This window comes from bacterium SCSIO 12827 (genome assembly GCA_024397995.1).
In the GTDB taxonomy this organism is placed as follows: Bacteria; Pseudomonadota; Alphaproteobacteria; order Rhodospirillales; family Casp-alpha2; genus UBA1479.
In genome coordinates, this window is the sequence record CP073746.1 from 961694 (window position 1) to 974956 (window position 13263).

Genomic DNA, 13263 nt, shown 5'->3' on the forward strand with positions numbered 1-13263 from the left:
GTCAGGGCGCTAGATAGCGCGTTCTGAGGTGGTTCTCAAACACCTTCGGGTCGAGCGGCTTGCCCGTGGCGCTGATCAAAAGCTCTTTCGCGCTGACGGACGACCCCTTGCCATGCACGTTGGCGCGTAGCCAAGCCATCAGCGGCGCGAAGTCGCCGCGGCCGATGGCGGGCTCGATTTCCGGGTTCTGGTCGCGGGCGGCGGCGCAAAGCTGCGCCGCCGTCATGGCGCCGAGCGTATAGGTCGGGAAATAGCCCCAGGCCCCATCGTACCAGTGGATGTCCTGCAGGCAGCCGAGCGTGTCCGTCGGCGGGCGGATGCCGAGCAGCCGTTCCATGCCGTCGTTCCACGCACTCGGCAGGTTGGCGATTTCCATGTCGCCTTCGATCAGCGCCTTCTCCAGGCGGTAGCGCAAGATCACATGGGCCGGATAAGTCACTTCGTCGGCGTCGACGCGAATGAACGAGCGTTCGACCTGCGTGTAGAGACGGAACAGGTTGTCCGCGTCCCAGGCGGGCCCCGTGCCGCCGAAGGTCTCGACCATGATCGGGGCCGCGAAATCCAGGAAGGTCTTGGACCGGCAGACCTGCATCTCGATCAGCAGGGATTGGCTTTCATGGACGGACATGCCGAGCGCATGGCCCACGGGCTGGCCGCGCCAATCCTTGGGCAGGCCGCGTTCGTACATGGCATGGCCAGTTTCGTGCAGCACGCCCATGAGGGCCGAGGTGAAATCGTTTTCATCATAGCGCGTGGTAATGCGCACGTCGTCCGGGGTGCCGCCGCAGAAGGGATGCAGGCTGACGTCGAGCCGCCCGTGATGGAAGTCGAAGCCCAGCATTTCCATGAACCGCTGGCCGAGCGCCTTTTGCTTTTCCTCGGGAAACGGGCCGTCGGGCAGGATCACCTTGGGCGCCTTGGCCTGGTGTTCCAGAACCTCGCCCAGGAACCCGGGCAGGAAGGCCTCCAATTCGTCGAACACGGCGTCGATCTCGGCGGACCGTCCCCCCGGCTCGTAATCGGCCAGCAGTGCGTCATACAGGCCGACGCCCAGAACCTCCGCCTTGGCGGCGGCCTTTTCGCGGACCAGGGCCAGAAGTTCCGTCACCAGGGGCTGCACGGCCTTGAAGTCGTTGTCGGCGCGGGCGTCGCGCCATACGGCCTCGCAGGCCGAAGATGCGCGGCTGAGCCGCGTCACCAGGTCTTCCGACAGGGCCGTGGCCTTGACGTAATTGCGTTTGATCTCGCGCAGATTGGCGCGCTGCCAGTCGTTCAGGTTCGCTGCATCGGCCTCGGCGGCATTGATCAGGTCGCCAGTTTCGTTGTCCGTCAGCATGCCGTGATAGACGGCGGCCAGTTCGGCCAGCTGTTCGGCCCGGGATTCGTGGCCGCCCCTCGGCATTACCGTGGACATGTCCCAATGCAGGACTTCCTGGGCCTCGCCCAGCGCGTTCAGACGCCGGAAACGGTTTTCCAGGCGGGTGTAGGCGGGGGTGTCAGGGGATTGGCTGTCCGGCATGTCGCCTATATGGGGTCAAAAGACAGCGACGAACAGGGTGCGGTCGGCCAGCAGGGCCAGGAAAATCCCGAACAGGTAAAGGATCGTATAGAAAAACATCGGTCGGCAGGGGCCCTGCTTGGCGTCGGCGACGTTTTCCGCCCGCCAAACCCGCGCCATATGCACGACAAGGCCGACGTTCAGGCCCGCGACGGCCAGGGTATAGAGCCAGCCGGACAGGCCGAGCATCACGGGCGCGAAGGTCGCCGGAATCAGCAGCGCCGTGTAGACGGCCATCTGGATCTTGGTCCGGTGTTCGCCGACCACCACGGGCAGCATGGGCACGCCCACGGTCTGATAGTCCTGGCGGCGGAACAGGGCCAACGCCCAGGTATGGGGCGGCGTCCACAGGAAGATGATCGAGAAGAGTGCTACCGCACCCCAGGGGTCGGCCAGGAATCCGGCGTTTCCGGTCACGGCGGCCCAGCCGATGACCGGCGGCAGAGCGCCCGAGGCGCCGCCGATGACGATGTTCTGCGGCGTGCGGCGTTTCAGCCAGACCGTGTAGATGAACACGTAATACAGGATCGTGAAGGCCAGCAGACCGGCGGAAATCAGGTTGACCCAGACCGCCATGGCGGCGACCGAGGCGACGGCCAGCACCGTGCCGAACACCAGCGCGTTGCCGGGGTCCATGCGGCCGGCCGGGATCGGCCGGTTCATGGTGCGCTGCATGTGCAGGTCGATGTCGCGGTCGTACCACATGTTGATGGCGCCCGAAGCACCGGCGCCGATGGAAATGCACAGGATCGCGACGAAGGCTTCCCAGGTGCCGATGGCGCCCGGTGCCATGACCAGGCCGACCATGGCCGTGAACACCACCAGGGACATCACCCGGGGCTTCAGCAACAGGGCATAGTCGGCCAGCCGGAACTGGGGTTCCGGGCGGGGCGCGGTCTCGGCCGAAGCGTTGATATGCGGGGCGACGGTGTCGCTCACGGGTGTCCTCATGGCGTTGGTCGGTGTGCGTTGCCTGGGCGCTTTATATTTTAAGTTCGCGCCGAGGGCCAGTGTCCGTTGGTCCAGGTCGGCGTAAAAGTGCCCGCCCGACGATCCAGATGAACATGACGCCGCCGGCCACGGCGATCACCGCACCCACCCCCATGCCGTACAGCCCGACCTGCGCGCCGAACGCTTCCAGCCCGGCGATGTCGCCCGCCACCTTGCGCGGCGCGCCGTATCCGCCGGCCAGGAACAGGCCCGCCGAATGCAGCGCCTGCCCCAGGCCGTAAAGCCAGAACAGGGCGAACGCGGCGCGGCCCAGCTTGGGGGCGCGCTCCAGCGACGGCAGCAGGGCGCAGAACACCAGGCCCATCAGGGCCAGGTTCACGCCGCCGATGACGCCATGGTAATGGGCCGGCGTGCGGGTATCGGCGCCGTCGACGAACAGGCCGAGCAGCCCGCCCAGGAAAAACACCGCCATGGACAGATAGAGGGCGGACCGCGCCAGACGCGCGCGGTCGTCGGCAGGCGGCGTGCCGCCGCCGGTGAACAGGAAGGCGGCGGCCAACACAACCGGGGCCGGGGCCAACAGGTATTGCAGGTTGGTGAAGGCCTGGGTCTGTTCGGCGCTGAACGCGGGGAATATCCAATAAAGCGCCGGGCCGATCAGCGCGAACAGGGTGAGGGCGGCCAGGGCCCAGAAGAACAGACTGCCCGAAAGCGGCCGGCCGGCGGCCCCGGCCAGCGCCCACCAGGCGCAGAGCATCAGGCCGGTATTGACGAACTGCAGGACATGCCCGCCGCCCCAGAACAGGCGTTCGTTCAGTTCCACGGATGTCGGCTCGCCCGAGGCGGCCTGGAACGTCACGGCGAAGCAGGCAAAGGCGGCGACATAGATCAGCCCCGTCAACAGAACGCCGAGGCCCCCCGGACCCGGTTCGTTGACGCGGCGCAGGAACGCCGCCGCCAGGCGCAGGACGACGAACAGCACGCCCATGAACATGAACACCAGACCCAGGTAGTAGAGCGGGTCGATCACCGTCGGCACGTAATTGTTGAGGGACGGTTGGGTGTCGTGCTTGAGGGCCGGGATCATCAGCAGGATTTCCCCCGCCGCGACCAACCACACGGCAGAACGCCCCGTGGACCGGCCGCGCGACCGGCCGCCGTCCAGGTGATAGGTGGTCGCCGCCACCAGGGCGCCGAGCAGGCAGAGGAACCATACGACGAAGGAATAGACGACGTGGATGACCAGGCCTTTTTCAAAGAAATGGAGCGGCCAGGGGATCATCCGTTCCGCACCCGGTACGCGGGACACGGCCAGCATCAGGGCGAACACGCCGGCGATGGCGAGGGCGGCCAGGCCCAGCAACAGCCAGGCGCGGATTTCCCAGCGCGCGTCTTCACTGTTGGCGGCGGTGCCCAGGGTTCCGTCAGGGGTTTTATCGTTGTCTGTCATTGGCCTGTATAAGGATAAAGGTGGACGGCCATGACATAAACCACGACGCCGGAAATGCCGACATACATCCACAGCGGCCAGACCCAGCGCGCCAGCGCCTTGTGGCGCGCGAACTGGCCGGTCAGGGCTCGCCAGAAGGTCATGGGCACCAGTGGCGTGATGGCGATGGCGCCGATCACGTGGACGATCAGGATGGTGAAATAGACGGGCCGGATCATGCCTTCGCCGCCGAATTTGGCGAACCCGGAATTGAATTTGTAGATTACGTAAACCACCAGGAACAGGGCCGAGGCGGCCGCCGCGCAAAGCATCATGGCGCGGTGTTTGTCTTTCGCACCCTGCCGGATGAAGACATAACCGACGGTCATGAACACCACGGACAAGGCGTTGAAGCCGGCGATCAGGTGGGGCAGGTCTTGAATGGTCATGACGGCGAGTGGTCTAGCGGGTCGTCATGTTAAGCCAGAAAAGCAGGTACATCGTCACCGCCACGACGCCCAGGATGGCGCCCAACTGCCAGTTCTTCATCATCTTGCATTCCTTACTCAATTCGCGCCGCCGACCCGATGGGGCGGGGTGCCGCCATGTCGCGGGGGGCAAGGCGGCGCCTGCCCCAGATTGGACCTTGATGGCGGAAAATCAAGGCTATTAGGCCGATTGTCCAGGGTAAAAAAGCCTTTGCAATGCTGCCGGGGGATGCTAGCTAAGACCTCTCGTCTCCCCGGTGGCGAGGCGCCATCGCGCGCGGCCGGGCGTAGGCAGAATGGGTTAAGAAACAAGGGCCTAACGGATTAACTTCTTTTGAGTGTAAATCCCAATGCCCGGTAATTTCGGATGAGGACCATGACCTTGAGATTGCACGCCCTGATCACAGGTGCCGCACTTTTCCTTCTTTCCTTCGGCGGCAGCGCCCTGGCGGACGGCATCGCGACGCCCTGGCAGATGAACTTCCAGGAAGCCGCATCCCCGGTCATGGAGCAGATCGAGGATTTCCATAATTTGCTGTTCTGGATCATCACGATCATCACGCTGTTCGTGTTGGTTCTGCTGATCTACGTGATCGTCAAATTCAACGAAAAGGCCAACCCGGTCCCGTCGAAGACGACGCACAACACCTTTATCGAGGTGGTGTGGACCGTGGTGCCGATCATCATTCTGGTGGTGATCGCCGTGCCGTCGTTCAAGTTGCTGTTCTATCAGGACAAATACGAAAACCCGGACATGACCCTCAAGGTCGTCGGCCATCAGTGGTACTGGTCCTACAGCTATCCGGATCAGGGCGGTTTCGGGTTCGACAGCCAGATTGTCCAGGAAGAGGATCTGAAGCCGGGTCAGCCGCGCCTTCTGACCGTGGACAACTCGGTGGTTCTGCCGATCGATACCAACATCCGCGTGCTGCAGACGGCCGATGACGTGATCCATAACTGGGCCATGCCGGCCTTCGGCATGAAGCTGGACGCCGTTCCCGGCCGGACCAACGAAAACTGGGTGCGCATCACCAAGACCGGCGATTACTACGGTCAGTGTTCGGAGCTTTGCGGTGTCGGCCATGCCTACATGCCGATCCATGTGAAGGCGGTCACGAAGGAAGAATTCGCGGCCTGGGTGGCGACGGCCAAGGCGAAGTATGCCGACTCGATGCCTGCCCCGGCGGCCGAAGAGGCTCAGGTTAAGGTCGCCCAGGCCAAAAACTGACCAGGCGGTTTGATAGCGCATTCAAGGATTCACGGCACGCTGCGGCGGCCGCAATACAACGGAACGAGAAGAGGTTGACCCATGGCCAGTGAAGTGAGCGCCCACGACGGACACGCCGGGCACGACGATCACAACCACGCTCCCAAAGGCATCGGGCGGTGGCTCTATTCCACCAACCACAAGGACATCGGGACCATGTATATGGTCCTCGCGATGATCTGCGCCATCCTGGGTGGGACCGCATCCTGGCTGATCCGCTTGGAACTGGCCGAGCCGGGCATTCAATTCATCGCCGACGCGCATTTCTACAACGTGCTGGTCACGGCGCACGGCTTCCTGATGATCTTCTTCTTTGTCATGCCGGCGCTGATCGGCGGTTTCGGCAACTGGTTCGTGCCGATGATGATCGGCGCGCCGGACATGGCCTTCCCGCGCATGAACAACATTTCGTTCTGGTTCTTGGTCGCTTCGACGGTGCTGCTGGTCATGTCCGGTCTCATCGGCGGCGGTGCCGCGACCGGCTGGACCGTCTATCCGCCGCTATCCGGTATCGACTTCCATCCGTCCATGGCCGTGGACTTCGCGATCCTGTCGCTGCACGTGGCCGGGGCGTCGTCGATCCTGGGCGCCATCAACTTCATCGTCACCATTCTGAACATGCGCGCGCCGGGCATGACGATCCACCGCATGCCGCTGTTCGTCTGGGCGATGCTGATCACCGCCTTCCTGCTGCTGCTGTCCCTGCCGGTTCTGGCCGGTGGTCTGACCATGCTGCTGACCGACCGTAACTTCGGCACCACGTTCTTCGTGCCGTCCGGCGGCGGCGATCCGATCCTGTGGCAGCACCTGTTCTGGTTCTTCGGTCATCCCGAGGTCTACATCATGATCGTGCCGGCCTTCGGCATCATCTCGCAGATCGTGTCGACCTTCTCCAAGAAGCCCGTGTTCGGCTATCTCGGCATGGCCTATGCCATGGTCTCGATCGGCGTTATCGGTTTCATCGTGTGGGCCCACCACATGTATACGGTCGGTCTGAACGTGGAAACGCGGGCCTACTTCGTGGCCGCCACCATGGTCATCGCCGTGCCCACGGGGGTAAAGATCTTCTCGTGGATCGCGACCATGTGGGGCGGATCGATCCGCTTCGACACGCCCATGCTGTGGTCGATCGGCTTCATCTTCCTGTTCGTGGTCGGCGGTGTGACCGGTGTGGTGCTCGCCAACTCGGGCGTCGACCTGGCGTTCCACGACACCTACTACGTGGTCGCCCACTTCCATTACGTGCTGTCGCTCGGCGCCGTGTTCGCCATCTTCGCCGGCTGGTACTACTGGATCGGCAAAATGTCCGGTTACCAGTATCCGGAAGGCCTGGGCCGCCTGCACTTCTGGGTGACCTTCGTCGGCGTCAACGTCCTGTTCTTCCCGCAGCATTTCCTGGGCATGGCTGGCATGCCGCGTCGTATCCAGGATTATCCCGACGTCTATTCGGGCTGGAACATGGTGTCGTCGGTTGGCGCTCTGATCACCATCCTCGGGACCCTGATCTTCTTCGTCGGGGTGTGGCGGACCTTTGCCGCCGGTAAGGCCGCGGCCGCCAATCCGTGGGGCGAAGGGGCCACGACCCTCGAGTGGACCGTCGCCAGCCCGGCGCCGTTCCATACCTTCGAGGACGTGCCCGACATGACCGGTAAGGTCGAGGCCCACTAAGGCCCGGCTCTGGAACTGGCAACGAGGATCCCGCCCGTGTCACGGCAACCACGTAAATCCAACAATCGGCGGACGGCGCTTGCGCTGTTCGCCGTTGTCGGCGGCATGGTCGGCCTGTCCTATGCGTCGGTCCCGTTGTACCAGTTGTTCTGTCAGGTCACCGGCTATGGCGGCACGACCCAGGTATCGACCACCGATGCCGCAGCCGTTCCGGCTGGGCTCCAGGGCAAGACGATCACCATTGCGTTCGATGCCAATGTGTCGCGTGACCTCAACTGGACCTTCCGTCCGGAACAGCGCCGGGTAACCCTTCATCCCGGGGAACAGGCGCTGGCTTTCTATTCCGCCAGGAACGACGAGAGCGCGCCGGTGACCGGCACGGCCAGTTTCAATGTGACGCCTTACAAGGCCGGTATCTATTTCACCAAGATCGAGTGCTTCTGCTTTACCGAGCAGACGCTGCAGGCCGGTCAACAGGTCGACATGCCGGTTCAGTTCTATGTCGATCCGGAATTCTTCACGGACCCCAATACCAAGGACGTAAGCGAGATCGTGCTGTCCTACACGTTTCACCGGGCGGCTGACGCGGCCCCTGCCGTTCAGAAAACCAGTGCCGTCGCCAAGGGCGACGCGCGCACGGGTGGTTGAGCGGTTTCATCAGACAGGTTTAAGGGAACCTCGGTTCCTTCTACGAACGACCAAAGGGAGTAAAAATAATGGCGAGTGGCGGTAATCATCCCTTCCACATGGTGGAGCCCTCGAAGTGGCCCCTCGTGGGATCGGTGGCGGCCTTGATAACGGCCTGCGGCAGCATCTGGTTCATGCACGGCGGCCCCTGGTACCTGATGGCGGCCGGTTTCGTGATCATGTTCTATACCTTCTTCGGTTGGTGGAAGGACGTGATCGCCGAAAGCCTGACCCGCAAGTACCACACGGACGTGGTCTCGCACGGGCTGCGGGTCGGCATGCTGCTGTTCATCGCTTCAGAAGTGATGTTCTTCTTCGCCTTCTTCTGGGCCTTCTTCCACGCTTCGGTGCCGTTCCTGTCGAACGTCGCGACCGTGCCCTGGCCGCCGAAGGACATCCTGCCCTTCAACCCCTGGAACATCCCGTTCCTGAACACCCTGATCCTGCTGACCTCGGGTGCGACGGTGACCGTCGCCCACCATGCGATCCGCCACGGCGACAACAAGATGTGTGCGCGCTGGCTGGTCTACACGGTCATCCTGGGCATGATCTTCACGGGCTTCCAGGCCTACGAATATCACCATGCGGCCTTTGGCTTGAAAGACGGCATCTATCCGTCGACCTTCTATCTGGCCACCGGCTTCCACGGCTTCCACGTCATCGTTGGGACGACGTTCCTGCTGGTCTGCCTGATCCGCGCGTCGAAAGGCCATTTCACGGCGGAAAAACACATCGGCTTCGAAGCCGCAGCCTGGTACTGGCACTTCGTTGACGTGGTGTGGCTGTTCCTGTTCGTCGCCATTTACTGGTGGGGCAAGGGGTCCGCGACCCAGTTGCTCTAAGTCGGCGACATTCCTTTGGTATCGGAAACGCTCCCCCCCGGGGGAGCGTTTTCTTTTGTGGGTTTTCATCAGCGGTTGCTGGTAATCGGCGCACCGCACCCTTATCTTCAATTCACGACTGGGAAATGTAGAATTTTCAGGAGTTGGCCATGAACGACCTTGCGAGCAATCCATCCCCCGTTACGGACGACGACGGCGCCTCGCCAGTGGTGCGTGGCATCAAGGGCCGTTGTCCGCGCTGCGGCGAGGGGCGGCTGTTCAAGGGCTACCTCAAGGTCGCTGATACCTGCGATGTCTGCGGCATGAGCTTTCATGGCCACGACACGGGCGATGGGCCCGTGGTGCCGGTGCTGCTGATTATCGGCGGGATCATCGTCGGATTGGCATTGGCGCTTGAAGTTGTCTACGAGCCCCCTGTCTGGGTCCATCTGTTGCTATGGATTCCCCTCGGCACACTGCTGACCCTCGGCATCATGGTGCCCTTGAAGGGTATGGCCGTGGGGCTACAGTACAAGTATCGGTCGACTGAGGAAGACACTCGACTGGGCGGTATTTAAATCCTGCCTTGGCGGTTCAGGCTCCGCAAGGTGGGCCGTTGAAGGGTTGTTCTTCCTATCGGCTGCGTAGTGCCAGGAAACTGGCGGTTCCACGAATTCGCGGATCGGCCGATTCTTCGAAAATATATTCGATACGCGAGAATCCAAGGCTGCGAAGCATCAGTTCGTAGGGATTGGCGAACAGGTAATGCGTATGTCCGGGCACCAGTTCGAACATGACCGGCCGATTGCTGGAGATTTCGCCGCCTTTGTTCGCCAGGTAATCGCGACAAACAATCATATCGGAAATCTCGCTGGCCTTGCGCAGGACCATGAAGGCGAGATCGGGCAGCAGCATGCACAACACACCCGAGGCGAGAAACATATCGAACCGCTCCCGTCCCAGATCTTCGGTGGTCAATTCAACAAAATCTTCCGCGGTCCCGGCCTGAAAGCGGTGCTGCGGGTACTTCTTTGCCCCATCCTCAGCCAGCAAAGGAAGGGCTTCCATGCCGTAGAAGCCAAGGTCGACTTCCGGGTTGAACTTCTCGAAATGGCGCACGGTGCCACCGTTGGCGGCGCCGATTTCGACGATAGAGAGCCCTGTTTGCCCTCGGTCTTGAGTGAGTCGAACCGCGCGGTCGAGGATCGGTTTGGTGGTTTCGAAGCCTGGGCCGCTGTATTCCGAAAGCTGATCCGCGATGATCTCAGCCTCCATTTCGGGTGAAATTTTACCGTCGCAGCCCTGGTTTCGGGTGACCCAAAATGCCTTTTGCTGCTCGTAGAGCTGCGTAGCCTGCATCGGGTTGCTGAGTTCCATATAGGTACGACCTAATCCGTCGTCCCAACGGGCGCCTATTTGAAAAGCCATGTTTATTGCTCCAAGGCGTGAAATGCTGAAACACTGAATTTTCAAGTAGAATCAAGGCAAGCTACGTCAAAGTCCAATTAAAACGATGGCTGTCGAAGCCGTCAATTAACTACGTTAGAGGGATTGAAAATTACCGCATAGTTCGAATTAAAGTCTCGGTAATCGCTAGAGGCTAGGGTCGTGGCATCGTTCGCAAAAAAATGATCTGGAGGGGCGGTTGTCCCGGGAATTCTATTTACACGTCGGGCTGCAGAGATGTGCTTCAACCTTGATTGAAAACACGTTCCTGGCACCTGGGCACGATGTCTCCGCCGCGCTTAGGGGAGGCGGAATACTCCCGTTGCTCGACCTTCATCTGCACCTCAGGGATCATCGGGAAGACGTCCATTGGACCGGCGAATTCGTCGGCCAGTTAAGACGTAGGTATGTAATGCCGCAAACCCGTGACGCTGCCTGGCGAGGCTTTTTCCTGACAGAGGAAGGCCTTTCTGCCTCTTGGCTGGCCAGCGGCCCCGGGATCGATATAAAGGCGCGGGCAGGGCACCTTGCCGCCCTGCTTGAGGGTTTCAAGGTGCGGATCCTGCTGTTGGTCAGGGATCAGGCGTCGTTTGTCCGCTCGCTCTATGCCTTGCATCTTCAGAACGGCGGAACGCAAGGGTTCGCGGAATTTGTTGGCGGCATCCCGCTGTCCGCGCTTGATTGGTTGGACATCGCTCGCACGTACCAAGGTTCATTCGGGCAAGAGAATATCCACGTCATTCCCTATAACGCCGAATGCTACCAGTTGGGCACGCCGCCCTATCCTGGGTTCCTCAGCGCCCTTCAAGGGGCGATGGGCATTTCTGATCCTGTCGAAGTGCCGAGAAATCATCTGTTCAATCCAAGTATCAAGACCAACCTTCTGCCCCTGCAACTTGCGGCGAATAAGGTCCTCGCGCCGCCGCTGGCACGCGACGTCAGCAGCCTTCTGCGATCCGGGGTGACGGAGCCTGTCCGTGTCATTCAGTCCGTGCGGCAGAACCGCGGGCGCGAAGACGCCGCGTCGATTCGGGCGGCGCTTGCCGTTGAGGCGGTAAAACAGGCCACCGAGGAAGCGACGCCGTTCAGCGCCGAGGAACAGCGGGCTTATCTGGCAAATTTCAACGCCGGTAACAGAGATCTGTTTGCGCAATTCATGGCGGACTACGACGCCTCGGCATTTCTGGCGACCTAGGGAACGCGGCCGGGGAAGTCGTCCGATCAGGCGGGATTTATGGGCGGCCGGACCGGGCCTGTGCTGGTGGGCAGGGCACGCTTGCGTAGGAACAAAATACGCAGCAGTCGCCCGGTTCCGGCGTCAACAGGCTGCCGCATTCCATGCATTGGTAATAGTAGATGCACTGATCCGTCGGCATGACTTCCGTCGCCGTATGCTCGCACATGGGGCAGGTCAGGGTCGTGATCTGGGAAATGGGGCCGTCGATGCTCATGCCCATGATCCTACGGCAGATAGCCCAGGAAGCGCCACCACAGGTAGCTCAGCGGCAGCAGAAACACGATGGTCAGGGCCGCCAGCAGCAGCGTGAACCGCCCGGCCTGGCGCAGGCTGACGCCGCCCAGCTGTATCGCCACCACCAGGGGCGGGACCTGGTAGGGCAGAAACATGGTCGAATATCCCAGCACGAAGGTCATCAGTACGGTGACCAGGGGAAAGCCCGTGGCCGTGGCCAGATCCTGGGCGAACGGCGGCAGCACGGCGGGCACGCTTGGGGCCGTGGCTAAAATGCCGGTGACCGAACCCAGTCCGATCAGGGTGGCGAAGTTGGTCGCGGGCGTCGTGGGGTCGAGCGGCAGCAGCGGCAGGATGCGGGCCGCCAGTTCCCGGCCGACGCCGGAATCGACGATGATCGCGGCCACGGACAGCACGGCGGCGATATAGATGACCGAGGCCGTGTTGAAGCGGGTCATGAAATCGTCCTTGCTGACCAGATCAACGCCGGGCAGAAGACAGACGACGCCCGCCGACAGGGCGACCCAGGCCGGCGAAATGCCGTGCCAGAAATCGAGCGCCCAAAGGGCCAGGGTGATCACCAGAACATAGGACAAAACCTTTTCGTCCCGGGTCATAGGCGTCGTATGTGCGGTTTGGGCGGTGGATCCTTCCGCGCGGTCGGGAAACAGCATCAGGACGGCGAAATAGATGGCGATGGCCTTGAACACCCCAATGATCGGAAAGTGCAACAGCAGATAAGCGCCGTAAGTGAAATGCAGGCCGTAGAGCGTTTCCGCCGTGCCGGCCAGGACCATGTTGGGCACGTTGGCGGGCAGGATGGCGACAGCGGGCATCCAGGTGCCGCAGGCGACGGCCATGACCAGGCCGAGGCGCCCGTTACGGCCTTCGGTAAAGCCCAGGCGGTCGGCCAGGGCCAGGGCGATCGGCACCAGCAGGATCACCCGCCCCATGGTCGACGGCATGACGAACGACAGCGCCACCCCGACCAGGATCATGGCCGCGACCTGGGCCTTGTAGGTTTCGCCGAACAGGCCCGTCAGACGCGCCGCCAGACGCCCGCCCAGGCCCGTGCGGGTGACCGCGATGCCGACGATCAGGCCGCCGAAGGTCAGCCATAGGGCGGTCGATGACCAGCCGGCAAAGATGATGTCCGCCGGTGCGACGGCGATCAGCGAGGCCACGGCGAAGAAGGCAAGCCCGGTCACGAATTCCGGGATGACGCCGGTGGCGAAGAACCCCATGGCGAACAGGATGAGCGCGGCGCCCCGCAAAACCTTGGGCTCCCAGCCTTCGGGGGTCGGTGCCAACAGAAGGATGACGGCAATGGCGAGTACGGCAAGCGCCGTCCACCGGGGCAGGGTCATTATTCGGCTTGATGCTGGCATGGGTCCTCCGCTGCTCCGAATGAGCGCCCCCGCCATGCTTTTAACGGTCAGGCCGGTGCGGGAAAAGCGCTCAATGCCGGGCAATTGAC

Annotated in this window: 13 protein-coding genes; 6 read left to right on the top strand and 7 right to left on the bottom strand. The window is 62.1% G+C overall.

All coding sequences use genetic code 11. The features are described from left to right. Position 1 precedes the first annotated feature (1 nt). From KFF05_04550 to KFF05_04565, 4 genes are read right to left on the bottom strand one after another with little or no spacing between them, the layout of a single operon-like run. Positions 2 to 1519, bottom strand: a complete 1518-nt coding sequence (locus KFF05_04550) for a carboxypeptidase M32 (GenBank protein UTW52642.1) — start codon at positions 1517 to 1519, stop codon at positions 2 to 4. Between the two features lie 15 nt (positions 1520 to 1534). Continuing rightward, complete coding sequence (locus KFF05_04555; GenBank protein ID UTW52643.1) at positions 1535 to 2509, bottom strand: heme o synthase; 975 nt, start codon at positions 2507 to 2509, stop codon at positions 1535 to 1537. A gap of 31 nt (positions 2510 to 2540) precedes the next feature. After that, positions 2541 to 3959 carry a cbb3-type cytochrome c oxidase subunit I gene (locus KFF05_04560; protein UTW52644.1) on the bottom strand — a complete coding sequence of 473 codons (1419 nt, stop codon included), beginning with the start codon at positions 3957 to 3959 and terminating at the stop codon, positions 2541 to 2543. After that, complete coding sequence (locus tag KFF05_04565; GenBank protein ID UTW52645.1) at positions 3956 to 4387, bottom strand: DUF420 domain-containing protein; 432 nt, start codon at positions 4385 to 4387, stop codon at positions 3956 to 3958. Before KFF05_04565 ends, KFF05_04560 begins: the two co-directional genes overlap by 4 nt. Before the next feature lie 406 nt (positions 4388 to 4793). Here KFF05_04565 and coxB point away from each other — a divergent pair, with 406 nt between their 5' ends. From coxB to KFF05_04590, 5 genes are all read left to right on the top strand, one after another. Beyond that, positions 4794 to 5654, top strand: a complete 861-nt coding sequence (gene coxB / locus KFF05_04570) for a cytochrome c oxidase subunit II (protein ID UTW52646.1) — start codon at positions 4794 to 4796, stop codon at positions 5652 to 5654. 81 nt (positions 5655 to 5735) lie between these two features. Beyond that, entirely contained in the window at positions 5736 to 7361 is a 1626-nt protein-coding gene (gene ctaD, locus KFF05_04575; GenBank protein ID UTW52647.1) for a cytochrome c oxidase subunit I, read from the top strand. A gap of 27 nt (positions 7362 to 7388) precedes the next feature. Next, positions 7389 to 8009 carry a cytochrome c oxidase assembly protein gene (locus KFF05_04580; protein UTW53584.1) on the top strand — a complete coding sequence of 207 codons (621 nt, stop codon included), beginning with the start codon at positions 7389 to 7391 and terminating at the stop codon, positions 8007 to 8009. A 68-nt stretch (positions 8010 to 8077) separates the two neighbouring features. Continuing rightward, a complete protein-coding gene (locus tag KFF05_04585; protein UTW52648.1) occupies positions 8078 to 8890 on the top strand; it encodes a cytochrome c oxidase subunit 3 in 813 nt (270 codons plus the stop codon). Positions 8891 to 9039: 149 nt separating this feature from the next. Continuing rightward, positions 9040 to 9447: a DUF983 domain-containing protein gene (locus KFF05_04590; GenBank protein UTW52649.1), complete on the top strand. Its 408-nt coding sequence runs from the start codon at positions 9040 to 9042 to the stop codon at positions 9445 to 9447. 55 nt (positions 9448 to 9502) lie between these two features. On the opposite strand, the gene KFF05_04595 is transcribed toward KFF05_04590, so the two are convergent. Continuing rightward, entirely contained in the window at positions 9503 to 10297 is a 795-nt protein-coding gene (locus KFF05_04595) for a hypothetical protein (GenBank protein ID UTW52650.1), read from the bottom strand. A 340-nt stretch (positions 10298 to 10637) separates the two neighbouring features. Between KFF05_04595 and KFF05_04600 the strand changes: the two genes are divergently transcribed. Then, complete coding sequence (locus KFF05_04600; protein ID UTW52651.1) at positions 10638 to 11510, top strand: hypothetical protein; 873 nt, start codon at positions 10638 to 10640, stop codon at positions 11508 to 11510. A 37-nt stretch (positions 11511 to 11547) separates the two neighbouring features. Here the strand turns inward: KFF05_04600 and KFF05_04605 are convergent, their stop codons facing one another. Together KFF05_04605 and KFF05_04610 are read right to left on the bottom strand one after the other, a co-directional pair. After that, positions 11548 to 11766 (bottom strand): hypothetical protein, encoded by a 219-nt coding sequence (locus KFF05_04605; protein ID UTW52652.1) that lies wholly within the window; start codon positions 11764 to 11766, stop codon positions 11548 to 11550. 10 nt (positions 11767 to 11776) lie between these two features. Next, positions 11777 to 13153: an anion permease gene (locus tag KFF05_04610; GenBank protein ID UTW52653.1), complete on the bottom strand. Its 1377-nt coding sequence runs from the start codon at positions 13151 to 13153 to the stop codon at positions 11777 to 11779. Between the last annotated feature and the right edge of the window lie 110 nt (positions 13154 to 13263).